This is a genomic window from Plantactinospora sp. WMMB782, assembly GCF_049179135.1.
Classification (GTDB): domain Bacteria; phylum Actinomycetota; class Actinomycetes; order Mycobacteriales; family Micromonosporaceae; genus Plantactinospora.
Genome location: NZ_JBMHMC010000007.1, coordinates 3,055,035 through 3,078,512, shown reverse-complemented (window position 1 = coordinate 3,078,512; position 23,478 = coordinate 3,055,035). Strand labels below are relative to the sequence as shown.

General features: G+C 73.6%; 22 protein-coding genes. 7 read left to right on the top strand and 15 right to left on the bottom strand.

Annotated features, from left to right (window positions below; translation table 11 throughout):
• Positions 1-123 precede the first annotated feature (123 nt).
• The 3 genes from panD to ACN28A_RS16110 form a co-directional block, all read right to left on the bottom strand.
• Positions 124-549, bottom strand: coding sequence for an aspartate 1-decarboxylase (panD, locus tag ACN28A_RS16120; protein ID WP_421396145.1), 426 nt, complete (start codon positions 547-549; stop codon positions 124-126).
• A gap of 95 nt (positions 550-644) precedes the next feature.
• Positions 645-1,505 (bottom strand): pantoate--beta-alanine ligase, encoded by an 861-nt coding sequence (gene panC, locus ACN28A_RS16115; RefSeq protein WP_421396143.1) that lies wholly within the window; start codon positions 1,503-1,505, stop codon positions 645-647.
• Between the two features lie 55 nt (positions 1,506-1,560).
• Positions 1,561-2,484 carry a Rossmann-like and DUF2520 domain-containing protein gene (locus ACN28A_RS16110; protein ID WP_421396142.1) on the bottom strand — a complete coding sequence of 308 codons (924 nt, stop codon included), beginning with the start codon at positions 2,482-2,484 and terminating at the stop codon, positions 1,561-1,563.
• A gap of 143 nt (positions 2,485-2,627) precedes the next feature.
• Here ACN28A_RS16110 and ACN28A_RS16105 point away from each other — a divergent pair, with 143 nt between their 5' ends.
• A complete protein-coding gene (locus ACN28A_RS16105; RefSeq protein ID WP_421396141.1) occupies positions 2,628-3,716 on the top strand; it encodes an SAM-dependent methyltransferase in 1,089 nt (362 codons plus the stop codon).
• On the opposite strand, the gene ACN28A_RS16100 is transcribed toward ACN28A_RS16105, so the two are convergent.
• The gene (locus ACN28A_RS16100; RefSeq protein ID WP_421396140.1) at positions 3,670-3,825 is read right to left on the bottom strand and encodes a hypothetical protein; all 156 of its coding nucleotides are present in this window, start codon (positions 3,823-3,825) and stop codon (positions 3,670-3,672) included. The genes ACN28A_RS16105 and ACN28A_RS16100 overlap by 47 nt on opposite strands.
• Before the next feature lie 119 nt (positions 3,826-3,944).
• Here ACN28A_RS16100 and ACN28A_RS16095 point away from each other — a divergent pair, with 119 nt between their 5' ends.
• Positions 3,945-5,108 carry an NADH-quinone oxidoreductase subunit D gene (locus ACN28A_RS16095; RefSeq protein ID WP_421396139.1) on the top strand — a complete coding sequence of 388 codons (1,164 nt, stop codon included), beginning with the start codon at positions 3,945-3,947 and terminating at the stop codon, positions 5,106-5,108.
• 76 nt (positions 5,109-5,184) lie between these two features.
• Here the strand turns inward: ACN28A_RS16095 and ACN28A_RS16090 are convergent, their stop codons facing one another.
• The 4 genes from ACN28A_RS16090 to ACN28A_RS16075 form a co-directional block, all read right to left on the bottom strand.
• Positions 5,185-7,515, bottom strand: a complete 2,331-nt coding sequence (locus tag ACN28A_RS16090) for a hypothetical protein (protein ID WP_421396137.1) — start codon at positions 7,513-7,515, stop codon at positions 5,185-5,187.
• Between the two features lie 145 nt (positions 7,516-7,660).
• Positions 7,661-8,650, bottom strand: coding sequence for a glycine betaine ABC transporter substrate-binding protein (locus ACN28A_RS16085; RefSeq protein WP_421396135.1), 990 nt, complete (start codon positions 8,648-8,650; stop codon positions 7,661-7,663).
• Between the two features lie 383 nt (positions 8,651-9,033).
• On the bottom strand, positions 9,034-9,768 hold the full coding sequence (locus ACN28A_RS16080; protein ID WP_421396133.1) for an ABC transporter permease: 735 nt from the start codon (positions 9,766-9,768) through the stop codon (positions 9,034-9,036).
• A 43-nt stretch (positions 9,769-9,811) separates the two neighbouring features.
• Positions 9,812-10,504: an ABC transporter permease gene (locus ACN28A_RS16075; RefSeq protein WP_421396131.1), complete on the bottom strand. Its 693-nt coding sequence runs from the start codon at positions 10,502-10,504 to the stop codon at positions 9,812-9,814.
• Between the two features lie 2 nt (positions 10,505-10,506).
• Here ACN28A_RS16075 and ACN28A_RS16070 point away from each other — a divergent pair, with 2 nt between their 5' ends.
• The gene (locus tag ACN28A_RS16070) at positions 10,507-11,535 is read left to right on the top strand and encodes an ABC transporter ATP-binding protein (RefSeq protein ID WP_421396130.1); all 1,029 of its coding nucleotides are present in this window, start codon (positions 10,507-10,509) and stop codon (positions 11,533-11,535) included.
• Between the two features lie 256 nt (positions 11,536-11,791).
• Here ACN28A_RS16070 and ACN28A_RS16065 read toward each other — a convergent pair whose 3' ends face one another.
• From ACN28A_RS16065 to folP, 7 genes are all read right to left on the bottom strand, one after another.
• Complete coding sequence (locus tag ACN28A_RS16065) at positions 11,792-12,283, bottom strand: hypothetical protein (RefSeq protein WP_278065485.1); 492 nt, start codon at positions 12,281-12,283, stop codon at positions 11,792-11,794.
• A 168-nt stretch (positions 12,284-12,451) separates the two neighbouring features.
• On the bottom strand, positions 12,452-12,760 hold the full coding sequence (locus ACN28A_RS16060; RefSeq protein WP_421396128.1) for a hypothetical protein: 309 nt from the start codon (positions 12,758-12,760) through the stop codon (positions 12,452-12,454).
• An 82-nt stretch (positions 12,761-12,842) separates the two neighbouring features.
• The gene (locus ACN28A_RS16055; protein ID WP_421396127.1) at positions 12,843-14,180 is read right to left on the bottom strand and encodes an ABC transporter permease; all 1,338 of its coding nucleotides are present in this window, start codon (positions 14,178-14,180) and stop codon (positions 12,843-12,845) included.
• Positions 14,181-14,364: 184 nt separating this feature from the next.
• Complete coding sequence (locus ACN28A_RS16050) at positions 14,365-14,844, bottom strand: DUF3180 domain-containing protein (RefSeq protein WP_421396125.1); 480 nt, start codon at positions 14,842-14,844, stop codon at positions 14,365-14,367.
• A gap of 199 nt (positions 14,845-15,043) precedes the next feature.
• Complete coding sequence (gene folK, locus ACN28A_RS16045) at positions 15,044-15,568, bottom strand: 2-amino-4-hydroxy-6-hydroxymethyldihydropteridine diphosphokinase (protein ID WP_421396124.1); 525 nt, start codon at positions 15,566-15,568, stop codon at positions 15,044-15,046.
• Positions 15,565-15,993: a dihydroneopterin aldolase gene (gene folB / locus ACN28A_RS16040; RefSeq protein WP_421396123.1), complete on the bottom strand. Its 429-nt coding sequence runs from the start codon at positions 15,991-15,993 to the stop codon at positions 15,565-15,567. The genes folK and folB overlap by 4 nt, the downstream gene beginning before the upstream one ends.
• Positions 15,990-16,877, bottom strand: a complete 888-nt coding sequence (gene folP, locus ACN28A_RS16035) for a dihydropteroate synthase (protein ID WP_421396122.1) — start codon at positions 16,875-16,877, stop codon at positions 15,990-15,992. The genes folB and folP overlap by 4 nt, the downstream gene beginning before the upstream one ends.
• A 319-nt stretch (positions 16,878-17,196) precedes the next feature.
• On the opposite strand from folP, the gene ACN28A_RS16030 reads away from it, so the two are divergent.
• From ACN28A_RS16030 to ACN28A_RS16015, 4 genes are all read left to right on the top strand, one after another.
• Complete coding sequence (locus tag ACN28A_RS16030) at positions 17,197-17,508, top strand: hypothetical protein (protein ID WP_421396120.1); 312 nt, start codon at positions 17,197-17,199, stop codon at positions 17,506-17,508.
• Between the two features lie 15 nt (positions 17,509-17,523).
• Positions 17,524-17,886, top strand: coding sequence for a hypothetical protein (locus ACN28A_RS16025; RefSeq protein WP_278065479.1), 363 nt, complete (start codon positions 17,524-17,526; stop codon positions 17,884-17,886).
• Between the two features lie 90 nt (positions 17,887-17,976).
• Positions 17,977-21,522 (top strand): ATP-binding protein, encoded by a 3,546-nt coding sequence (locus ACN28A_RS16020; protein WP_421396118.1) that lies wholly within the window; start codon positions 17,977-17,979, stop codon positions 21,520-21,522.
• A gap of 2 nt (positions 21,523-21,524) precedes the next feature.
• Positions 21,525-23,477, top strand: a complete 1,953-nt coding sequence (locus ACN28A_RS16015) for an MFS transporter (protein ID WP_421396117.1) — start codon at positions 21,525-21,527, stop codon at positions 23,475-23,477.
• The last annotated feature ends 1 nt before the right edge of the window (position 23,478 follow it).

Here is a 23,478-nt window from a genome sequence, read left to right as displayed (position 1 = left end):
ACCGCCAGGGCGGCCCGGAAGGAGAGATCATCTTCCCGGCGGGTCGGTGTCGGTCACCACGACAGCCGGGTCACGCGCGTTCCACGCCGCCAGGTCGGGGCGGTCCCGGCGGAACACCCGAGGTCAGCCGGTGGCCACCAGATCGCCCCGGACCGGGTCGCCGGCCATTCCCGGTACGGCTCCGGCCGGGTCGGCGTCGAGCGAGAGAATCCGGTTCTCCGCGTCGACGTGCACGATCCTCGGCTGGTACGCCCGCGCCTCGGCGTCGTCCATCTGGCCGTACGAGATCAGGATGACCAGGTCACCGGGATGCACCAGGTGTGCGGCGGCACCGTTGATGCCGATCACGCCACTGCCGCGCTTCCCGGGGATCACGTACGTCTCCAGCCGGGCGCCGTTGGTGATGTCCACGATCGCCACCTGCTCGCCGGGGAGCAGGTCGGCGGCGTCCAGCAGGTCGGAGTCGACGGTCACCGAGCCGACGTAGTGCAGGTCCGCCTGGGTCACCGTGGCCCGGTGGATCTTCGACTTGAGCATGGTGCGGAACATCGGTACGTCCTCCGTATTGCGGGGTGGTCCTCGGACGGGCGGGTGGTCCTCGAGCGGGCGGTTCTCCGGCGGGCGGTTCTCCGGCGGGCGACGCCTCAGCCGCCCGGTGCGGTGGCCGGAGCCAGTTCGACAGGCATGTTGTCGATCAGCCGGGTCGAACCGACCCAGGCGGCCACCAGCATCCGGGCCGGGCCGGTCACCGGGGCGGGGCCGAGGTCCGGGGCGGTCAGCACCAGGTAGTCCAGCTTGGCGCCGGTCGTACCCTCGCCGAAGGCCCGGTAGGCGGCGGCGAGTGCGGCGTCGGCACCCCGGCCCGCCCCGGCGGCGTCCGCGCCCGCCCGCAGCGCCGCCGACAGCCGCAGCGCGGCGGTCCGCTCCTGGGCCGAGAGGTAGCGGTTGCGGCTGGACAGCGCCAGCCCGTCCGGCTCGCGGACGGTCGGCACCCCGACGATCTCCACGTCCAACTCCAGGTCCCGCACCATCCGGCGGACCAGGGTGAGCTGCTGGTAGTCCTTCTCGCCGAAGATCGCGACGTCCGGCCGGAGCAGGTTGAGCAGCTTCGCCACCACGGTCAGTACGCCGGTGAAGAAGCCGGGGCGGCTGGCGCCCTCCAACTCCTCGCCGAGGCTGCCCGGGTCGACCCGGACCATCGGCTCGCCGTCCGGGTACAGCTCCTCGCGGGACGGGGCGAAGACGTACCGCACCCCGGCCGCCCGGCAGATCGCCAGATCGGCCTCGAAGGTCCGGGGGTACCTGTCGAAGTCCTCGTTCGGGCCGAACTGGAGCGGGTTGACGAAGATCGTCGCCAGCACCGTCCCGGCCCGTTCCCGGGCCGCCCGGAGCAGCGCCTCGTGCCCGGAGTGCAGGGCGCCCATGGTCATCACCACCGCCAGGTCGCCGGGTAGGGATGCCAGGGTCGCCGCCAGCTCCGCGCGGGTACGCAGCACCTCGGTCATCGCCACTCCTCTGCGCCGCCGGTCCACGGGCGTACCGCCGGCTGGCTCCGGCCGGTCATGCGGCGGCGACCTTCCGGTCCCGGTCGGCGAGGACGCCGAGCAGGAAGTCGGCGTCGGCCGGGCGCAGCCGACCGGCCGCGATCGCCCGGTCGGCGGTGCGGCGGGCCAGTGCGAGGTAGCTGGGCACCGACTCGGGGGCGGTGACGGCGAGCCGGTCCAGGTGCCGGGCGATCGTACCGGCGTCGCCCCGGGAGACCGGGCCGGTCAGCGCCGCGTCGCCGAGCCGCAGCGAGTTGTCCAGGGCGGCCCGGAGCAGCGGCCCGAGCACCTTCGCCGGCTCGGCCACCCCGGCGGCCCGGAGCAGGTCCGCCGCCTCGTTGACGAGCGTGACCAGATGGTTCGCGCCGTGCGCGAGCGCCGCGTGGTAGAGCGGACGGTCCGGTCCGGCCACCCACTCGGGTACTCCGCCGAGGTCGGCGACCAGCCGGACCGCGAACGGCCGCAGCGGCTCCGGGACGGTCACCCCGTACGAGATGCCGGGCAGCCGGTGCAGGTCCTCGGCGGTACCGGTGAAGGTCATCGCCGGGTGCAGCGCCAGCGGGTACGCCCCGACCGCCTCGGCCGGGGCGAGTACCTCCAGCCCGTGCGCGCCGGAGGTGTGCGCCACCACCTGCCCCGGCCGGAGTACGCCGGTCCGGGCCAGCCCGGTGACCACCTCGGCCAGCGCGTCGTCGGGTACGGCGACCAGCAGCAGATCTGTCGCGGCCCGCGCCACCTCGTCGGCGGGGCGTACGGCGGTCCCCGGCAGCAGCCGGTCGATCCGGTCCCGGGCGGCGGTCGAGACCCCGGCGGCGGCGACCACCCGGTGCCCGGCCCGGCCCAGCGCGGCGGCGAGCACGGCACCGACCCGGCCTGCGCCGATCACCCCGACGGTGAGCCGGTGGGGGACCATGAGATGCGGGCGCGCGGAAGCGGTCATAACAGTGATCCAGTCCTCGATAAGTGGTACCGGTCGATCGCAAGTATGCGCCGTCCGGCCAGCTCAGGACCAAGAGGTTGTGAAAACCTTCACCGCCCGCACCGGGTCGCCGGAAGGGGATCGGCGCCACATACCCTGGGCCGGTGCCGATCGGATGGCGGGCCGCGATGGCCACCGCGCTCTACGGTGACCGGGGGTTCTTCGTCACCGGCGCCGGCCCGGCCGCACACTTCCGGACCAGTGCGCACGCCGTACCGGTGCTCGGCGCCGCGCTGCTGCGGCTGCTGGACCGGGTCGACGCCGCGCTGGGCCGGCCGGACCCGCTGCACGTGGTCGACGTCGGCGCCGGCCGGGGCGAGCTGCTCGGCACGCTGGCCGGGCTCGCCCCGCCGGAACTCGCCGCCCGGCTCCGGTTGACCGCCGTCGAGCTGGCGCCGCGCCCGGACGACCTGCCGGACCGGGTCGACTGGCGTGCGGAGCTGCCGGAGCGGACCGTCGGGCTGCTGCTCGCGACCGAGTGGCTGGACAACGTACCGCTGGACGTGGCCGAACCCGGTCCGGGCGGGTGGCGACGGGTACTCGTCGACCCGGCCACCGGAACCGAGTCGCCGGGCGGCCCGCTCGACCCGGCCGAGTCGGCCTGGTTGGACCGGTGGTGGCCGATCCCGACCGACCCGGGCCCGCCGGACCGGGCCGAGATCGGACTGACCCGGGACCTCGCCTGGGCGGACCGGGCCGAGATCGGGCTGACCCGGGACCTCGCCTGGGCCGAGGCGGTCGGCAGCCTGCACCGGGGGCTCGCCCTCGCCGTCGACTACGGGCACCTGCGCCGGGCCCGTCCGCGGCACGGCACGCTCACCGGGTTCCGGGCCGGCCGGCAGGTGGATCCGGTACCCGACGGCAGCCGCGACCTGACCGCGCACGTCGCCGTCGACTCGGTGGCGGCGGCCGGTGCGGCGGTGGCCGGCCGGCCGTACACCCTGGTCGGGCAGCACACCGCGCTGCGTGCGCTCGGGGTCGACGGGCGGCGACCGGCCCTGGCGCTGGCCGCTGCCGACCCGGCCGGCTATCTGCGGGCGCTCGCCGGTGCGTCCACGGCGGCCGAACTGACCGATCCGGCCGGGCTCGGCGGGCACTGGTGGCTGCTCCAACCGGTCGGCGTCGAGCCGGACCCGGCCGGATGGCTCAGTGCAGGACCCGTTGCACCGGCACCCGGGCGAGGCGGGCGATGACTTCGTAGTCCCGGTCGTCGTGCAGCACGGTCAGCCGGTTACGGACCGCCGTCACCGACACGACCAGGTCCACCACCGATGCGCCGTTGTGCTGGCTAAGGGCAGACACATCCTGCAAGAAATGCATCAGAGTGCTGTCGAACGAGCGCCGCGCGGTAGCGCCGCGATCTGCCGGAAGACGTGCTCCGAAGGGTCGGCCGGCTGTCCAGCCGGGCCGGTCGTGGCACGATGACGGGCATGACTGCCGACACCGGAGCGCTGCGGGAGCTGACCGTCGGCACCGGGGCGGGCCTCGACACCGCCGACATGGTGCTCAACATCGGGCCGCAGCATCCGTCGACGCACGGCGTACTCCGGCTCAAGCTCGTGCTCGACGGGGAGCGGGTGCTCTCCTGCGAGCCGATCATCGGCTACATGCACCGGGGCGCGGAGAAACTCTTCGAGGTACGCGACTACCGGCAGATCATCGTGCTGGCCAACCGGCACGACTGGCTCTCGGCGTTCTCCAACGAACTCGGCGTGGTGCTGGCGGTCGAGCGGCTGATGGGGATGGAGGTGCCGGAGCGGGCCGTCTGGCTGCGTACCGCCCTGGCCGAGCTGAACCGGGTGCTCAACCACCTGATGTTCCTCGGCTCCTATCCGCTGGAGATCGGCGCCATCACCCCGATGTTCTACGCCTTCCGGGAACGGGAGACCCTGCAGGCCGTCATGGAGGAGGTCTCCGGCGGCCGGATCCACTACATGTTCAACCGGGTCGGCGGGCTCAAGGAGGAGGTGCCGGCCGGCTGGACCCGGCGGGCCCGGGCGGCGATCGGCGAGGTACGCCGCCGCCTGCCGGACCTGGACAACCTGATCCGGCGCAACGACATCTTCCTGGCCCGTACCGTCGGGGTCGGGGTGCTCTCCGCCGCCGACGCGGCCGCGTACGGCGCCTCCGGCCCGGTCGGCCGGGCCTCCGGGCTCGACCTCGACCTGCGCCGCGACGAGCCGTACCTGGCGTACGGGTCGCTGGAGGTGCCGGTGGTCACCCGCAGCGCCGGGGACTGCCACTCCCGCTTCGAGGTCCTGCTCGACCAGGTGTACGTCTCACTCGACCTCGCGGAACGCTGCCTGGACCAGGTCGACCGGATCACCGGTCCGGTGAACGTGCGGCTGCCCAAGGTGGTGAAGGCGCCCGAGGGGCACACCTACGCCTGGACCGAGAACCCGCTCGGGATCAACGGGTACTACCTGGTGTCCCGGGGTGACAAGACGCCGTGGCGGATGAAGCTGCGCACCGCCTCGTACGCCAACGTGCAGGCGCTGGCGACGTTGCTGCCCGGCTGTCTGGTGCCGGACCTGATCGCGATCCTGGGCTCGATGTTCTTCGTCGTCGGCGACATCGACAAGTAGCGAGCCGCCGCCGGGCCCGACACCCTGGCGGCTGGGTGAGTGTGTGCGGTGGCGCGTGTGCGGCGCGGGGAGGTCGTCAGCGCCAGTCGCGGTCGGCTGCGTAGCCGTACTCCGACCGTCGGGTGCCGCCGGCCCGGGGTGACTCGTCCAGCGGCGGGTAGCCGTACTCCTCGTCGTCCCGGTGCCGCCGCCCTCGGCGGGCCGGCTCCGGTTCGCGCTCGTGGCCCGGCGGTCCCCAGGCGGCGCCCGGGTCCACACCTCCGGCGGGCAGGGCCGGAGCAGCACCGGGGCGCTGCCACCCCTGACCGTCACTGCCGAGGTCGGCACCGCCGCCATGCCGGTCCCCGCCACCGCCGCCATGCCGGTCCCCGTCGTCGCCAGCGCCGCCGGACCAGCCCGCCGAACCGTGCCGTCCGTTGGTGAACCGGTCGTCGTCGCGCGACTCCGACCACTCACGCCCGGCCCGCCGGTCCTGCTCCGGCCTCGGCTCCTCGCGACGCATCTCCGCCCAGCGGCCCTCGACGCGCATCTCCGTACCCGACTCGTCGGAGCGCACCGACGCCTGACGCTCGCCCATCCGGACCTCCCGGCCACGGTCGTCGGTGCGCACCGAGGCCCAGCTGTCACCGGCCCGCAACTCGGCCCAGTACGAGTCGTCGGCCGGGTCACCGGTCTCCAGGTCCGGATCCGGCTCGGCCGAGCGACCGCGCCAGACACCCTCGCCGAACCGCCGCCCGTCCCGCCCCTGCTCGGTGGGCTCACCCGGCTGGCGTCCCTGTGCCGAGCGCCGGTCGTCCGGCGGCTCGTCATGACCGCCTGGCTGGCTGCCGCCACCTCCGTAACCGCCGCCACCGTAGGTGCCGCCGCTGCGGGTCTCGCCCCGGTGGGTGCCGCCACCGTAGGTGTCGCCGCCGTAACCGCCGCCGCCTCGACGCTCGTCCCCGCCCCGGTCGGCAGACCCGTCCCGTTCACCACCACCACCGCCGCCGTGACCGCCGTAGCTCCCGCCGCCGTAGGTCCCGCCACCGTGGTTCCCGGCGCCGTACGTGCCGCCACCGTAGGTCCCGGCGCCGTACGTATCGCCACCGTGGTTCCCGGCGCCGTACGTGCCGCCACCGTGGTTCCCGCCGCCGTACGTGCCGCCACCGTAGGTCCCGGCGCCGTACGTGCCGGCGTCGTGGCTGCCGGTCGGCGCTCCGCCGTAACCGCCGGTGCCGTAACCGCCCGGCTGGGTTGCGCCGGTGCCGTAACTGCCGCCGCCGTACGTGCCCGCACCGGCGCCGTAGCCGAAGTGGTCGTCGTCCTCGTGCGCGCCGACGATGGTCTGTCGGGTGGTCACCTGCACCGTCTCGGTGTGCCGGACCACCCCCCGGCCCAACGGCGGCCCGGACATCGGGCCGGGCATCGGGCCGGGGCTGCCCCGCCGGGGTCCCGGCGGGGCCCAGGACTGGCCGTGCCGCCCGGACTCGCCCGTCGGGGTGTCGTCCCGGGCGTACCGGCCCCGGTCCGATCCGCCCCGGTCGCCACCACCGTGCTGGCCGCCGGTCCGATAGCCGGCCGAGTGTTGGCCGCCGCCCTGCTGGCCGCCGACCGACCGGCCGTGGAACTCGCCGGTGTCGTCCGGCTCCTCCAGATGCGCCGGAGCCGGGCCGCCGACCGCCCGACGGGGTCCGTCCGGGCGGGAGCCGGACACCGATCCGCCGGGGGCCCAGCTCGGTGGGGCCGACTCTTCCGGTGCGCGGCCGGCGCGCACCGGACCGCCGGGCCCGCGACCGCTCTGGCCCGGCCTCGCCGACGCCCGGCCGGCGGGCGTACCTGCCGGGACGGCCGCACCGGTGACCACCGCCGCACCACCCGCCGACCCGCTCACCACACCCGGCACACTCGCGGTCCCCGGCACCCTCGCGGTCCCCGGCACACTCGCGGTCCCCGGCACACTCGCGGTCCCCGGTGCGGTGGCGGCGCCCGGCACGCTGGCCGCACCCGGCACCCTGGCGGCATCCGGTGCGACCGGCCCCGCCGTACCGGCCCGGACCGCCTCGATCTCGCCGCGCAACGCCTCGACGTTGCCCTGTACGACCTCCAGCTTCTCGCCGAACGCCTTGTGCGTGGCCCGGGCGGCGGTGGCGATGTCGTTGCGCAGTTCGCCCCGCAGGTCGTCGAGTTCCTCGCTGAGGGTTTCCTCCAGGTCGAGCCGGACACCCTCCGAGTCGCCGCGCAACGTGATCGAAAGTCCGATCAGGACGACCGCGAGCACGGCCAGCACCGCCGCGATCCGCAGTGGGGCGTTACCCTGCCCGACCAGGAGTAACAGGGCGGCCAGCGGGGCCAGCCCCACCCCGACCCAGAAGAGGACGGTCAGCAGCGGCCTACGGCGGGTTTCCTCGGGCGCCTCGCGGGCTGACATGGCAGTCGAGCCTACCCACAGTTGCCGTGGACCGAAATGGTGACGCCGGTAAAGGAAGACGGGAAGGAAGACGTGACGAAGGGGCCGGCCGACCCCACCCACGGTGGTTCCGGCCGACCCCTTCGTCAGTCGCGCTGGCGGGCGGTCAGCTCGCGGCGAGCGCGCCGTCGGAGGAGAAGACCAGTCCGACGCTTATCGTGCCGGTGGTCAGTGCCGACTTGGTCTGCGGGCCACCGGCGTCGAGCGAGTCGAACCGGCCCGCGTTGAAGTTGTAGACCTGGACCAGCCCGGCCTGGCACTTCGGCCGCTGCGGGCACTCCGGCGGGCCGCCGAGTACGGTCGCCGAGCCGGAGCACTTCGCTGCCAGCTCGCTGAGCGTGCGTACGCCGTACTTGTCGGCGAACTCCCTGGTGACCGCGAACGCGTTCTGGTCCTGTGCGGCCGACGGCTTGCCGAAGGTGATCCCCACCTTCTCACCGGCCGCCCTGAGCCCGTTGACCGTCTGGTCGAGGTCGGGCGAGGAGATCGGCGGCGGGGTGGCGCCGGAGTTGGCGTTCACCTTGTTGTTGAGGAAGTCCGCCATCGTGGCGGCGTACTCCGGGACGACCTGGATGTCGCCCTTCTCCAGCGCCGGCTCGTACAGCTCGCGGTTGCCGATCTGCTGCACCTTGACCTGGTAGCCGGCGGCGGTGAGGGCGATCCGGTACAGCTCGCCCAGGGTCTGGTTCTCGCTGAAGTTGGCGGCCCCGACGGTGATGTTGCCGCTGCCGCCGCTCTGGATGCCCGCCGTGAGGTTGTTGGCCGCGGCGAACTCCTCGGCCGCCACCTTCGGGGTCTTGCGGTCCACGTCGACCGCCTTGTTCAGGTTGATCAGCTTGGTCGTGTCGAGGCTGTCCGAGACCTTGTCCAGGGCCGCGACCAGCTGCGGCTGGGCGACCTTGCTGTTGATCGCCGGAATGATGTTGTCGGTGTTCTGGAGCTTCTTGTCGTCTTCGAGCACCACCAGGCTCGACCCCGCCACCGGCGCGCAGCCGGCGCCCTGGGCCCCGGTGGCCGGAGCCTGGGTGCCGGACGAGCCGGCCCCGCCGCAGCCGGCGAGAAAACCGGCCGCGACGATGGCGCCGGTCGCGCCCACTGCCAGACGTGTACGCGTACGCATGAAAACGCCCGCCTCCTGTGTCCCGGCGCGACCCCCCGTGGGCCGGCCGCGTGTCCGACGGGCGACATCTCAGGACGGCCGCCCGCGACCTTCCACGAAACATCCTCCCGTCTGCTACGACAATTCGTGGCCGGCTTCGTTCCCGGATCGTCACGCAAAGAGGCACACAGAGCGCACGGTCAACCACTCAGGGTGAAACTCGCGCTGGGGCGTGCCGAGCCGAGCGGGCCGTCGCCCGCCGCGACCGTGACCAGCCCCACACCTGCCCGCCAGCTCCACACCCTGACCGCCACCTCCACACCCTGCCAGCCAGCCCCACACCCGCCGGCCAGACACCTGCCGGCCGGTTCGCCGAAGGACTAGGAGCCGGTGATCGCCGCCGCTGCCCGCTGGTCGGCCCGCCGGGTGATCCGGCGCCGGGCGCGGCGCAGCGGCCGGGGCGTGACCACCCGTTCGACAAACCCGAAGACCAGCTCGACAAGCAGCGCGAGTACCGCGACCAGCAGGCCGCCGGCCAGGATCTGCCCGCCGCCGACCGAGATGCCCAGCCCGAACCCGGCGCTGATGATCTGGCCCAGCCCGCCGCCGTTGACGAACGAGGCGAGCGCGGCGGTCGCCACCACCTGCACGGCGGCGGTCCGGAACCCGGCCGCCAGGTACGGCACCGCGAGCGGCAGCTCCACCCGGCGCAGCAGCTGCCCACCGGAGAGCCCCATCCCCCGCGCGGCGTCCCGCACCTCCGGATCCACCTGCCGGATCCCGGTGTACGCGTTCGCCAGCAGCGGCGGCACCGCGAAGACCGCCAGCGCGATGATCACCGGCGGCTTCCCGAAGCCGAGCGCGGTCAGCGGCAGGATGGTCAGCAGCGCGATGGTCGGGATGGCGAGCGTGACGTTGGAGACCAGCACCACCGCCCCGCCGCCCCGGCCGGTGTGCCCTAGCCAGAGCCCGAGCGGCCACGCGACCAGGCAGCCGAGCGCCACGGCGGCGGCCGAGATGCCGAGGTGTTCCACCAGCCGGTCGAAGACCCCGCCGGGATTGGTCCAGTTCAACGGGTCGTTGAGCCAGACCACCGCCTGCTCGATCGGGTTCATCCGGCCAGCCTCCCCGGGATCGTCCGCCGCTGCCGCATCAGCCTCATCCGGCCGCCGCCCGGCGCCGCGCCCACGGGGTGAGCAGCCGGGCCAGGCCGGCCAGGGCCAGATCCAGGACCAGGGCCAGGAGTACGCAGAGCAGCGTCCCGGTCATGATCTCCGCCTTGAAGAAGTTGTTCCGGAACCCGCCGAGGATGAGCTGCCCGAGCCCGCCGTGCCCGACGAGTACGCCGACGGTGACCAGGGCCACCGTGGAGACGGTGGCCAGGCGCAGGCCGGTGAAGATGCCCGGCAACGCCAGCGGCAGGTCGATCCGGAGCAGCCGGGCGAACCGGCCGTACCCCATGCCCTGTGCCGCGTCCCGGACCTCCTCCGGCACCTGGTTGAACCCCGCGAGCGCGTTGCGGACGATCAGCAGCAGCGCGTAGAGGACCAGGCCGAGCAGTACCGTCGCGGTCCCCGTGCCCAGGTACGGTGCGACGAAGGCGAAGAGCGCCAGCGAGGGGATCGTGTAGAGCACGCCGGAGAGTGCGAGAATCGGCCCGGTGAGCGGCCGGAACCAGTACGCCAGCACGGCCAGTGGGATCGCGACGAGCGCGGCGATCAGCACGGCCTGCGCGGTGAGCGCGGCGTGTTCGCGCAGGGCGGCGACGATCGTCTCGGAGTTGCCCTGCACATAATCCCAGGAGAACCACGGATTACCCGGGTCAGCCCGGTCCATCACCCGGAAGGACATACGTGGACGTTACCCCGGAGGCCGGCTCCGCCGGGTCCGCCGGCACCACGGGTGCCGCCGCGATAACCCTCGACCAGGTACGCAAGCAGTATCCCGACGGCACGGTGGCGGTCGACGAGCTGAGTCTGGAGGTCAAGGCCGGCGAGCTGGTGGTGCTGATCGGGCCGTCCGGCTGCGGCAAGTCCACCGTGCTGCGCATGATCAACAGGCTGATCGAGCCGACCTCCGGGCGGATCCTGCTCGGCGACGAGGACGTCACCCGGACCGACCCGGTCCGGCTGCGGCGGCGGATCGGCTACGTGATCCAGAATGTGGGGCTCTTCCCGCACCAGACCATCGCCACGAACGTCGGCACCGTGCCGAGGCTGCTCGGCTGGCCGAAGGCCCGGACGACGCAGCGCGCCGCCGAGCTGCTGGAACTGGTCGGACTCGACCCGGGCACCTTCGGCCCGCGCTATCCGCACGAACTCTCCGGCGGCCAGCGGCAGCGGGTCGGGGTCGCCCGGGCGCTGGCCGCCGACCCGGTGGTGCTGCTGATGGACGAGCCGTTCTCGGCGGTCGACCCGATCGCCCGGGCCCGGCTCCAGGAGGAGTTCCTGCGGCTACAGGCCGAGGTACGCAAGACGATCGTGCTTGTCACGCACGACCTGGACGAGGCGGTCCGGCTCGGCGACCGGATCGTGGTGCTCTCCCAGGGCGGCCGGCTGGAGCAGTACGCCAATCCGGCGACCCTGCTCGGCGAGCCGGCCTCGGCGTTCGTCCGGGAGTTCGTCGGGACCGACCGGGCGATCCGGCGGCTGGCGGTCACCCCGGTGACCCGGGACCTGCTGCGCCCGCTGCCGGCCGACCCGGGCACGGTCGCGGGGCTGCCGACCGTGCCGCTCGGGTCGTCGCTCTACGACGCGCTGGCGGTACTGCTGCGGACGAACTCGGACGACGCCCGGGTGACCGGCGACGACGGCAAGCCGGTCGGCACGCTGCGCCGGCACGAGATCCTCAGCATCGACTACCCGGCCGATCCGGTCGGATAGCCACGCAGGTCAATCAGCCACGCGCGGCTCCGTCAGTCACGCAGCTCAATCAGCCACGCGCAGCTCCGTCAGTCACGCAGCTCGGTCCGGCACTCACAGCTCGGTCCGGCACCCGCGGCATGGTCCGGCGGCGGACGCGACGACGCCCGGAGTGGGCCGATCGCGGGAGGGAAGGGCGATCGGTCACTCCGGGCGCCGTCGAGCGGGCTTGTCACCCGCGGGTGCCGAGGTCGTGCCCGGGGGGAGGGCGTCGACCTCAGCGCCGGCCCCGCCAGCCGCCGAGGGTGGCCAGGCCGATGATCCAGCCGACGAAGAAGCCGTACCCGGCACCGCTGCCGGCGGCCTGGAAGGCGCCCAGCAGCGACGGGTTGCTGCCGATCAGCGTGGCGAGCAGCGCCGCGAACGCACCGGCGAAGACGTACGCCGACCAGCCGGCGAAGAGCTGGCTGAGGGTGCCCCGGGCGCGGGCCAGTTGCGAGCCCGGCAGCAGGTAGAGGAAGACCCAGGTGAGTACCACCACGAGGATCGCCTTGAGGTCGGCGGCGATGACGTTCTGGATCGTGTCGTCCGAGTCGAACCGCCAGGCCGGCCAGGCGAGCAGCCGGAGGAACCAGCCACCCGCGGTGTCCGGATCGGTTTCGTCCCGGGCCCAGTCGGCATACCAGGGGCTGCCGAAGACCAGGACCAGTACGAGTGCGGCGAGCGTACCCGCACCCGTGGCCGTCTTGTATCTGTTGGTGAGAGCCATACACAGCTAATTCCCAGCCGAATCCGATCGCGAAACCCGATGCCGGATTCTTGGAATGCGCTTGGCTTCAACCGATTCGCACCGTTGACGGGATGACAGTCGTGGATTGCCGGAATTGCCGGACCGACCCTCGGTGCCTCCGAAGCCTCGGTGCCGCCGAGCTATCCCTCAGTGCCGCTGGAGATAGTCGATGAAGGCGGCCCGGAGCAGCGGCGCGGTCTCCTCGTAGCCGTGGCCGGTGAACTCCCGCCAGAGCGCGACCGCCTCGTCGACGGTCGGGCCGGCCGAGTTCGGCGACCCGTCCAGCGCCGCCGCCTCGTCCGCGTTCGGCAGGTGCCGGATCACGGACCAGAAGAAGCCGATGTCCCGCCGTTCCCGGGCCAGCGCGAAGGCCCGTTCCCGCAACTCCTCGGTGGACAGCGCGTCCAGCTCGGCAAAGCTCGGCGTGGTACGCGACTCGGAACCGGATTCCGTCATGCGCCGAGCCTATCCGCCCGAACCACCGCAAGCCGCACCGCCCGCGCCGAGCAGCCGCTCGGCGCCGCGGTCGTCGGCCGGATCACCGGTCGGCGCCGTCCCAGCGGTCGCCACCCCAACGGTCGGTCGGCTGGCCGGGCGGCGAGGAGTTCCACGGCTCCGGCCGCTGCGCCGGGGCGGTCTCCCAGCTCGGCGCCGCCGCCGGTTCCTCCTCCACCACCCAGTCCCGCTCGGCGTACGCCCTCGGCCGGCCGTTCGCCTCGACCAGGCGGGTCACCAGCAGGCCGGCGGCCACCAGTACGGCGGCCAGGGCGGTCGGCGCGATGTCCAGGTCGCGCTCGTCGGCGTACGCGACGAACACGGTGAGTGCGACGGTCGCGAGCAGCCCGCCGGCGATCCCGCCCCGCCGGCCGAAGGCGCTGGCGCCGCCGAGCAGCGCGGCACCCATGGCCAGACCGGTCCACTCGATGCCGGTGGTCGGTGCCACCGGGCCGGTCCCGCCGGCCGCCAGCAGCATCCCGGCACCGACCGCGAAGACCGTCGAGAGCACCAGGCCGAGCGTGACCAGGACTCCGGCGGCCCCACCCCGGCGCAGCGCCGGGTCAGCGACCGGCCGGAACCGCCCGACGGCCCGGCGTACTGTCTTGACGGTGCCGAGCAGCCCGGCCAGTACGGCCACGGCGGCGAAGCCGGCGAAGAGATAGAGCGCGTGCCGGGTCGGGTCGTACTCGCCCTGCACCTCGACCGGTGCACTCCGCTGCTCGATGAAGACGATCACCCCGAGCCCGGCGGCGAGGCTGGCCGCCCAGCTCGGCACCTGGAAGCCGACCACGAGTACGGCGATCACCAGGCCGACCGCCACCCCGGCGACGAGCGCCGGCAGCATCGCCGTGACCACACCCCGGTCGGAGTTCTCGGCGAAGTGCAGCGCGGTGGCGACCGCGACCGGGCCCAGCGCGAGATTCGGCGCGGCGGTCCGCAGGGTCAGCCCGGCGGCGAGGGTGAGCAGCCCGATCGCGGTGCCGAAGACCAGCAGGCTCTCCCGCTGGTCGCCACGGAGCAGCTCGGGGAAGTCCCGGTTGGTCAGGAAGAGCAGCACCCCGACCACGACCAGCAGCACCACTTCCCAGAGCAGGTGCACGGCGATCCGGTCCCGGCCGGGCTCGCCGTGTGCCGGGTCGTCGAAGACGTTCTCCAGCGAGGTCGCCGAGACGTTGCGCCGCCGGGTCGGTTCGGCCGGCTCCGGGCTGCTCGCGCCGGCCGGCTCGCCGCCCATGAACCGGCCGGTGACGCCACTTGAGGAGGTCCGGCCGGCGTCGTAACCCGAGTCGTCGTCGTACCGGGGATCGTAGCGGTCGCTGGTGCCGACCGGATCCGTACCGGAGTCCCGTCGCCGATAGATCGAGTCGTCGTACGCCATCTCGCGCGCCTCCTGTTTCGTCCCGCCGAGCAGGCCCCGACCCGGGGCGCCATCCGGGACCGGAGCGGTCGGACGTGGGCGGTGATCCATCGGGGTGGACGGATCTGGCCCGGTCGGAGGCACCGTACCCGCGTGCACGCCCGGCCGTCACCCCCGGTACGCGCCGGTTCGGGCGGCGGCCTGCTCAGCGCTGGTCGCGCCGGTCCGGATCGTCACTCTCCGAATCGCGGTCATCACGATCCGGCACCCGGCAGGAGCGCTCCAGCCAGAGCGCCGCGCCCATCAGGGCGAGCGACGCGCCGAGTCCCGCCGTGGCCGCCGGTACGTCGTTAGCCGCCGCCCGGGTCCGCTCGATGAGCAGCCAGACGTCCAGTCCGGCGTAGAAGCCGGCGAAGATCGCCCCGACCAGTGCGGACGCCTTGGCCAGTACGACGAACCGGGCCACCGCCAGCGGGTCCACCGGGTCCCGGCCGGGCCGGCGCTCGATCCGGGCCTTGGTGTTCGCCGCCGCGTAGCCCTCCAGGGCGGCGAGCCCGAGCAGGGTGACGATCGGCAGCCAGGGCAGTGGCGGGATGTGGCTGTAGAAGCTGCTCACCAGCAACCAGGCCAGGGCCGCCGAGGCGAGTCCGGCGACCACCAGGGTGGCCGGTCTGGTCGGACCCATCCGGCCACGCTCGGGGGCCGGGCCGCGCGTCGGGGGTCTGCGCTCGGTCACAACTCTTCCTCACTCCGCTCGTCGTCACTGCCTCGACGCCCGCCGCCGGGTCAGCGGCAGCTCCGGGCCGGGCACCGCCCGGCGGTGCGGCACGGCGTCCGGTCCGCGCCGGGCCGACGGGGATGCCGCCGCAGGCCGCAGGCCGCCGTCAATCCGACTCTATCCGCAGATCCGGACGAGGGCGCAGGTCCAGCACGTCGGTGGCGACCGGCTCGCGCGCCATCAGGTCGGTCAGCCAGCCGTGGCCGGGCAGCCGCCCGTACGGTTCGACGTCGATCCACGGCCGGAGCACGAACGCCCGCAGGTGGGCCCGGGGATGCGGCAGGGTCAGTTCCGGGTCGTCGGCGACCACCGGCTCACCGTCGGCCGACCAGACCGCGACCACGTCCACGTCCAGGCTGCGCGGCCCGAACCGGCGCTCCGGGTCGCGGACCCGGCCGGCCGCCGCCTCGGCGGCCCGGGCCCGGTCGAGCCAGTCCCGTGGGCCGGCGGCGTCGTCCCGCACCAGCAACACGGCGTTCAGGTACGCCGGCTGGTCCGGGTCACCCCACGGCGGCGTCTCGTAGACCCCGGAGGCGACCAGGAGTACGTCGCGCAGCCCGGTCACCGCCGTGCGCAGGTGTCCGAGCCGGTCGCCGAGGTTGCTGCCGAGGGAGAGCACCGCCCGGGTCATCCGGTGCCGCCTTTCCGGGCGTCGCGCCGCCGGGTGACGGTCACCGCCACGTCGGCGAAGTCGTGCGGGATCGGCGCCTGCGGCTTGTGCACGGTGACGGTGCCGACGAGTACCCGTGGATCGGCCAGGCAGGCGGCGGCGAGCCGCTCGGCCAGCGTCTCGATCAGGTTCACCGGCTCGCCGGTGACTATCGCGACCAGCCGCCCGGCGAGTTCGCCGTAGTGCACGGTGTCGGCCACGTCGTCGGAGCGGCCGGCGACGGAGAGGTCGAGTTCCAGCACCACGTCGACGACGAAGTCCTGCCCCTGCTGCCGCTCGAAGTCGTAGACGCCGTGCCGGCCGCGCGCCCGCAGCCCGGTCAGCACGATCCGGTCGGTGGCCGGTCCGGCGCTGTCCCCGGCTCCGCCGCCCACCGCCCCGGTCATCCGGTGTCCTTCCCGGTCACCAGCCGGGGTCGGCCGCTGGCGGCCCAGACGGCGAGCGCGTCCACCGTCGGCCGCACGTCGTGCACCCGTACCCCCCAGGCGCCGGCCGCGACCGCGAGCACGCTGGTCGCGATCGTGGCGGCGGCCCGCTCCCCGGCCGGCCGGGGCGTACCGTCCGGGCCGGCCAGCAGGCTGCCCAGGTACGACTTGCGGCTGGCGCCGACCAGCAGCGGATAGCCGAGCGAGAGCAGTTCGGGTAGCCGGGCGGTGAGCTGCCAGTTGTCGGCCGGCCGCTTGGCGAAGCCGAGTCCGGGGTCGAGCACGATGCGGTCGGCGGCGACCCCGACGGCGAGGGCGGCGGCGATCCGCTGCGCCAACTCGGCCCGCACGTCGGCGACCACGTCGGTGTAGTGGGCGAGTTCCTGCATCCGCTTGGCGTGCGCCCGCCAGTGCATCAGGATCCACGGGCAGCCCGCCTCGGCGACCACCCTGGCCATGTCCGGGTCGGCGAGCCCGCCGGAGACGTCGTTGACCACCGTCGCCCCGGCGGCCAGCGCGGCGGCGGCCACGCCGGCCCGGTAGGTGTCCACGCTCATCGGCACGCCCCGGGCGGCGAGTTCGCGGATCACCGGCAGCACCCGGGCGGCCTCGGTCTCCGCGTCGACCCGGTCCGCGCCGGGCCTGGTGGACTCGCCACCGACGTCGACCAGCCGGGCGCCCTCGGCGTGCATCCGCACCCCGTGCCGGACCGCGGCGTCGAGGTCGGCGTACCGGCCGCCGTCGGAGAAGGAGTCGGGGGTGACGTTCAGGACCCCGACCACCACCGGCTCCGCCGAGCGCAGCAGCTCCGGGGCGCCGCCACCCTCCCGCACCGACTCGGTCACGACCCGACGCTACCGGCCGGCGGGCCGCCCGGTGCCGCCGGGCTGTCGGCCGCCCGGCGGGTACGTGAAAAGTGCCCGGTAGGGAAGGATCCGCTGCACTCGACGCGGCTTGTTCCAAACAGGCACGCGCCGTACGCTCGCATCAGCCAGATACCAGAACTTAAGAGATGGGCCGAATTAGGACAAAGATGCCCACAAACCATCACCCTTCGCGGTGATTGCGAGACGCAGGGTCGATCAACACCCCACGACCGACCTGGTTTACCGGGCTTGACAGCAGTGCGGAGGCGGGGCGTCGCCGCACCCGGGGAGGATTCCGATGTTCGCCATGGAGCTGGTGGAGACGGCATGGCCGGCTGCCACGCACGCGCTCCACACCCTCGCGTCCGTCTCGGCGGCCGAGCCCGAGGGCAAGATAGACACCGATGGGATCGTCGGCTTCTTCGCCACGAACATCGCACCGATCCTGCTCGCCGTGCTCGGCGTGATCTTCATCGGCCGGGCCAGCAAGGGCGAGGTCTCCAAGGTGCTGACCAGCTCGGCGATCGCCCTGCTCGGCCTGGCCTTCATCGCCGGGGCGGCGACGCTGTTCTTCGTCGGCGAGAACCTGATCAACCTGATCTTCGAATAGACCGCGGAGCACGAGATGCGGCTGCGCACCGACGACGACATCTATCGGGCCCGCCTGGTCTACCTGGGGCCGCCCGGCTACACACTGCCCATCCACCTGCCTTACACGCAGTACGGGCTGTTCATGTTGCTGGTGCCGCTGTTCATGTTCATTCATTGGCTCTTCACGTTCACCGTCGAGCTGATCCCCGCCTGGGAGATCGCGCTCGCGATCGTCACCACCTCCTTCGTCTTCCGGTACGTCGACCCCGACCGGCCCGCCCGGATGGTCATCCGGACGGCACTGACCGACTGGCGGCGCACCCGCGAACCGGCGACAGAGCAGCGCGACCCACGACTGGTCGCGACCCGTATCCGGATCCGGGAGCAGTTGACATGACCGACCGCAGCGAGGTGACGGCGTGACCGAGCGAGGCAGATTCCTCCGTCGCTCCATTCTGGAGCCCGTCGGGCTGGACGAGGCGGCGGCATGACCCGCCCCTCCCGGCCGGGCTCCGCACACCCGGCAGGCCGCCCGGCCGACAGCGCCGGTAACGGTACGCAGTCCTCCGGCTACCACCCGTCCGAGTCCACTGAGGAGAGCGAGTACGACGCCGCGCTGCTCAGCAACACCGGACACGGCGCGGTCGCGGTCTTCCAGGCACCGCAGCCACCGGCCCGGAACCGTCCGCCCCGCCCCAGCACGCCCACCGCACCCACCGCACCGCCGGCCCCGGTCGAGCACCAGGACATCGACTCCCCCTTCCTCGACCTCTTCGGCGCCGGCCCGGTCCAGCCCGCCACACCCGGCCCGACCCAGCCGGCCAGCCCCGCACCACGGTCCACCGGGCGGCCACCCTCGCCGCATCCGCGCGGGCGCTGGGGCGAGGACCCGGACGCCGCCGTCGGCCTGCCGGCCTGGGAGCCGGACCAGCTCCCGGCGGGCGGCACCGGCCAACCCGAGGCCGCATCCGGCCAGCCGGCCGCCCGGTACGCTCCGCCGGCACCGCCGACCGCCCCGCCGACTCCGCCGACTCCGGTGGCTCCGGTGGCTCCGGTGGCTCCGGTCAGCCCAGCCGGCCGGCCGGGGCAGGGCGGCACCATCGACGCCCGCACCACCACCGACCCACGCCGGACCGACCCCGGCCACCCCGAGCCCGCGCCGGTCGGCGGCACCGGCTGGCCGGGCACGGCGACGACACCCGGAGCCGGGCCGACGCCCCTGCCGGACGCCCCGGCCGGCGCCGATCCCGCCGAGGCGCACACCGGACGGCCGGGCCCGGCCCCGCAGCAGCGCGGCGGCGAGCACTCCGGTGCGCTGCCGATCGTCCGCGACCCCGCCGAGCCCCCCGCCCGGCGTACCGGCCGGCGGTCCGAGCGGGAGCCCGGACCGGTGGCACCGAAGCAGCGCGGCGGCACGCCGAAACCGACCCGCCCGCAGCCGCTGACCAAGCCCCAGCGGGTACGCGCGCCCAAGCTCCGCTTCGGCGACCGCGATCCCGCGGTCGAGCTGGCCATCACCGAGATCGCCGGTCACCTCACCTTCACCCCGAACACCGTCACCGCCTGGTACTGGCTGCCGGAGGTGCGCTGGGCGTTCCGCCCGGACGCCGAGCGGGAGGCGCTGCTGGCGGCCATCTCCGAGCAGTACGCCGGGCTGGCCGGCTTCCGGCTGCACCTGCGCCGGACCACCCGGCCGTTCCCGGCCGACGAGTGGGCCCGGACGATCGACACGCACACCCCGCACCCGCTGGCCCCGGTGGCCGGCGCGCCGAGCTGGTCGGACCACCTGGTCGCCGCCCAGCGGCACCTGCTCTCGGTCAACCACGCCGAGGGGCAGACCTATCTCGGTGTCACCTTCGCCCGCCGCTCGCTCGGCAACTCGTTCGCCGAGCGGATCCTCCGCAGCTTCGGCCGGGGCACCGCCGACGGGGAGCGCCGCAAGCTGGGCCGGACCGTCGAGCAGTTCGACGAGGTGCTGGGCGCGTTCGGGATGCGCGGCCGGCAGGTCAGCTCGGACGAGCTGGAGTGGTTGATGTTCCGCTCGGTGGCGCTCTGCATGGCCCCGCCCGGCCAGCTCTCGCCGGTCACCAACGGCCGGTGGGAACGCGGCGACCTGCTCGCGCTGACCGAGCAGGTGGAGCGCTACCGCACCCCGTACGGGTCGACGGTGAAGCTTGTCAACCGGATGACCGGCGAGGAGCGGCACGTCGCCGTGCTCGCGGTGGGCCGGATGGAGCCGCTGGAGATCCCGGAGCGGCACGAGCCGTGGCTGCACTTCCACGAGCGGCTGCCCTGGCCGATGGAACTCTCCACCCGGGTCGACATCCTGGGTCCCGGCGACTCGTTCCGCAACCTCGAACACCGGCTGCGGATGATCCGCTCCCAGCAGCTCGACTACGCCGAGCACGGCATCGACGCGCCGCCGGAGCTGGAACGGCTGGCCAAGCGGGCGCTGGTGATCGGCGACGAGATGACCACCGGGCTGCCGGTGGAGTCGGCCCGGGCGCACGGCTGGCACCGGATCGCGGTCGGCGGGCGGACCAGGGAGGAGTGCCTGGAGCGGGCCCGGCGGCTGATCCAGCTCTACTCGCGGGAGCTGCGGGTCTCGCTGCAACATCCGAAGAACCAGGACTGGCTGGCCCGGGAGTTCATTCCCGGCGAGCCGATCGCGAACACCGGCTACCTGCGCCGGATGCCGGTGAACCTGCTCGCCGCCGCACTGCCGCAGGCCGCCTCCACGGTCGGCGACCGGCGCGGCGACCTGATCGGGCGTACCGCCGGCACCTGCCGCCGGCCGGTCTTCCTCGACCTGCACTTCCCGATGGAGGTACGCGAGCGGTCCGGCCTGGCCGTCTTCGTCGCCGAGCCGGGCGGTGGCAAGTCGACCCTGCTCGGCGCGCTCGGTTATCTGGCCGCCCGGCGCGGGGTGCAGGTGACCCTGCTCGACCCGTCCGGCCCGCTGGCCCGGCTCTGCGCGATGCCGGAGCTGCGACCGTACTCACGCGTGCTGAACCTGACCGGTTCCGAGCACGGCACCCTGGCGCCGTACGCGCTGATCCCGACCCCGCTGCGCAGCGAGTTCCCGGCCGGCAGCGCGGGTGACCGGGAGTTCCAGATCGCGGTCTCGAACGCCCGCGCCGAGCGACGGATGCTGGTGCAGGACATCTGCATGATGCTGGTGCCGCCGCAGGTGGCCCGGGAGGCGTCCACCGCGACGCTGTTCCGGCACGCGGTCCGGCAGGTGCCGGCCGAGGAGACCTCCACCCTGGACGACGTGGTGGCCTGCCTGGCCGGGCTGGAGGACGAGGGCCGGGAGTTGGCCAACCTGCTGCTGGACACCGCCGAGATGCCGCTGGCGCTGCTCTTCTTCGGCCGTCCGCCGGAGGGGCTGCTCGGCGCCGACGCCACGCTCACCGTGATCACCATGGCCGGGCTGCGGCTGCCGGACCTGAAGATCGAGCGGGAGTACTGGTCGGCCGAGGAGGCGCTGGCACTGCCGATGCTGCACACCGCGCACCGGTTGGCGGTCCGCCGCTGCTACGGCGGGGCGATGTCGTCGCGGAAGCTCGTCGGTCTGGACGAGGCGCACTTCATGGAGGGCTGGCGCTCCGGCCGGTCGTTCCTGGTCCGGCTGGCCCGGGACTCCCGGAAGTGGAACCTCGCCGCGCTCGTCTCCTCGCAGAACCCCAAGGACATCCTCGGGCTCGACGTGCAGAACCTGGTCTCCACCGTCTTCGTCGGCCGGATCGCCGAGGACGTCGACATCGCCTCCGAGGCGCTGCGGCTGCTCCGGGTGCCGGTCAACGACGGCTACGAGGCCACCCTCGCCTCGCTGTCCGCAGTGGACGCCGGCTCGGCGGACCGGCTCGGCTTCCGGGAGTTCGTGATGCGCGACGTCGACGGCCGGGTGCAGAAGGTACGCGTCGACGTCTCGTACGTCCCCGGCCTGCTCGACCACCTGGACACCACACCGGTCACGGCGAAGGCCGCCGTTGCCAACCTGCCCTCCCCCGTCGCGGACCTGGAGGCTTGACCATGAGGCTGGGAGCCCGCGTCGCCGCCCTGCTGCTCACGATCGGCGTGCTGGCGACCGCCACCCTGGTCTGGCCGGTGCTCGGCGCCGCCACGCCCGCCTCGGCCGCACCGGTGCCGACCCGGGCCAAGGTCGCGCTCTGCACCACCGCCGAGTGGGAGGCGAACTTCCGGGACTGCGTCGAGCGGCTCGAAAACGTCGGCCAGAACATCCGGGACTGTGTGAAGGCGCCCACTCCGAGCGCACCCGACCAGGGGTTCGGCGGCTACTTCTCCCCCACCCGCCCGGAGGCGAGCAACAAGCCGGGCGTGAAGGGGATGTACACCGAGTACGGCACCGCCGGCTACAGCTACGAGACCTACGACGACTCCGGCGGCTGCGCCTCGGACGTGATCGATCCCGGCAGCAAGGTCTTCAACAAGATCGCGGACGGCGAGATCCGGATCGCCGCCGGGATCATCGGCGCCTCGAACGCACTGCGCGAGCGGGCCTGGGAGCCGAGCAGCATGTGGGACTGGGCCGACCCGCTTGTCGAGCAGGCCACCAAGGCCGTCTACGAGCGGGTGTTCAGCGTCTTCGGCATCATCACCCTCTGCGTCGTCGGCCTCTACCTGCTCTGGCGTTCCCGGCAGTCGGACATGAGCAACGCGATGACCACCGCCGGCTGGGCGGTGCTGGTGATGGTCGCGGTGACCGCGATCGCCGCCTGGCCGGTACGTTCCGCGAACGTCGCCGACGACACCCTGGTCACCACCCTGAACGTGGTGCACGACGCGGTCGGCCCCCGGGACCGGAGCCTCCCGGCCGACCGGTGCGGCTCGCTCGACGCGGCCGGCTGCAAGGACAACCGCCCGCCGGCCCTGCGGGCCGCCGACACCGCTACCGAGTCGATGCTCTACCGGAACTGGCTGCGCGGCGCGCTCGGCTCCTCGGACAGCGAGACGGCCCGCAAGTACGGCCGGGCGCTCTACGACGCCAAGGCGTTCACCTGGGAGGAGGCGGCCCGGATCGCCGCCAACCCGGCCACCCGGCCGAGCGCCGTGGAGGCCAAGCAGGAACAGTGGATGAAGGTCGCCGCGGAGGTCCAGAAGGAGGACCCGGAGGCGTACGAGTACCTGCGCGGCGCCCGGGACTCCGACCGGATCGGGGCCGGGCTGATCGCCATCCTGGCCGCGATCCTCTTCGCGATGTTCGACCTGACCGCGTCCCTGCTGGTGCTGCTCGGCTTCCTGCTGTTCCGGTGGGCGGTGATCGCCGCACCGGTGCTCGGCACCGTCGGGCTGCTCCGCCCGGCCAGTGCCGGGCTGCGCCGGCTGGGCAACGCCGTGGTCGCCGCCGTGTTCAACATCGCCATCTTCGGCACCGGCGCGGCGATCTACCTCTTCGCCGTCGACCTGGTGATGAGCACGTCGACGATCCCCGGCTGGCTCCAGGTGGTGCTGGTCTGGCTCTGCGGGGTGGTGGGCTGGCTGCTGCTGCGGCCGTACCGCCGGATCACCCAGCTCGGCGGCGGCCGGGACAGCAGTCAGGTGATCGCCTCGCCCGGCTCGTGGCACCGCCGCTTCTTCCGGGACATGCGGGCCGCCTCCCGGCTCGACGACGACCCGGACCACCGCGCCGACATCCGGATCAAGAACCGCAGCGTCGTGATCCAGCAGACGAACGTACGCCCGGAGGCCCGGCACGAGGACCCGGTGCAGAGCGGGGCCGACAGGCGCCCGGAAAGCGGCGCCGACCGGCGTACCGACCCGGCCGACTCCCCGGCGGCGGACGCCCCGGCCGGCGGCTCCGGCTCCCGGCCGTCCGGTCGGCCGTCCCGGCGCCGGCCGGCGGAGTGGACCGAGCCCGACGTACCGGTGGAGAACCCCTCCTACGTGATCTACCGGCCCGACTCCGCCCCCGCGCCCGCCCCGGCACCCGCACCGTCGCCCCGGATCCGTTCCGAGGCCAGGTGAT

Coding starts and splice junctions, on each gene's coding strand:
- ACN28A_RS16020 (WP_421396118.1), top strand. CDS start 17,977: ATGACCCGCCCCTCCCGGCCGGGCTCCGCACACCCGGCAGGCCGCCCG.
- ACN28A_RS16080 (WP_421396133.1), bottom strand. CDS start 9,768: ATGAACCCGATCGAGCAGGCGGTGGTCTGGCTCAACGACCCGTTGAAC.
- ACN28A_RS16075 (WP_421396131.1), bottom strand. CDS start 10,504: ATGTCCTTCCGGGTGATGGACCGGGCTGACCCGGGTAATCCGTGGTTC.
- ACN28A_RS16055 (WP_421396127.1), bottom strand. CDS start 14,180: ATGGCGTACGACGACTCGATCTATCGGCGACGGGACTCCGGTACGGAT.
- ACN28A_RS16060 (WP_421396128.1), bottom strand. CDS start 12,760: ATGACGGAATCCGGTTCCGAGTCGCGTACCACGCCGAGCTTTGCCGAG.
- ACN28A_RS16030 (WP_421396120.1), top strand. CDS start 17,197: ATGTTCGCCATGGAGCTGGTGGAGACGGCATGGCCGGCTGCCACGCAC.
- panD (WP_421396145.1), bottom strand. CDS start 549: ATGTTCCGCACCATGCTCAAGTCGAAGATCCACCGGGCCACGGTGACC.
- ACN28A_RS16090 (WP_421396137.1), bottom strand. CDS start 7,515: ATGTCAGCCCGCGAGGCGCCCGAGGAAACCCGCCGTAGGCCGCTGCTG.
- folK (WP_421396124.1), bottom strand. CDS start 15,568: ATGACCCGGGCGGTGCTCTCCCTCGGCAGCAACCTCGGCGACCGGCTC.
- ACN28A_RS16110 (WP_421396142.1), bottom strand. CDS start 2,484: ATGACCGCTTCCGCGCGCCCGCATCTCATGGTCCCCCACCGGCTCACC.
- ACN28A_RS16095 (WP_421396139.1), top strand. CDS start 3,945: ATGACGGGCATGACTGCCGACACCGGAGCGCTGCGGGAGCTGACCGTC.
- folB (WP_421396123.1), bottom strand. CDS start 15,993: ATGACCGGGGCGGTGGGCGGCGGAGCCGGGGACAGCGCCGGACCGGCC.
- panC (WP_421396143.1), bottom strand. CDS start 1,505: ATGACCGAGGTGCTGCGTACCCGCGCGGAGCTGGCGGCGACCCTGGCA.
- ACN28A_RS16065 (WP_278065485.1), bottom strand. CDS start 12,283: ATGGCTCTCACCAACAGATACAAGACGGCCACGGGTGCGGGTACGCTC.
- ACN28A_RS16025 (WP_278065479.1), top strand. CDS start 17,524: ATGCGGCTGCGCACCGACGACGACATCTATCGGGCCCGCCTGGTCTAC.
- ACN28A_RS16015 (WP_421396117.1), top strand. CDS start 21,525: ATGAGGCTGGGAGCCCGCGTCGCCGCCCTGCTGCTCACGATCGGCGTG.
- ACN28A_RS16050 (WP_421396125.1), bottom strand. CDS start 14,844: ATGGGTCCGACCAGACCGGCCACCCTGGTGGTCGCCGGACTCGCCTCG.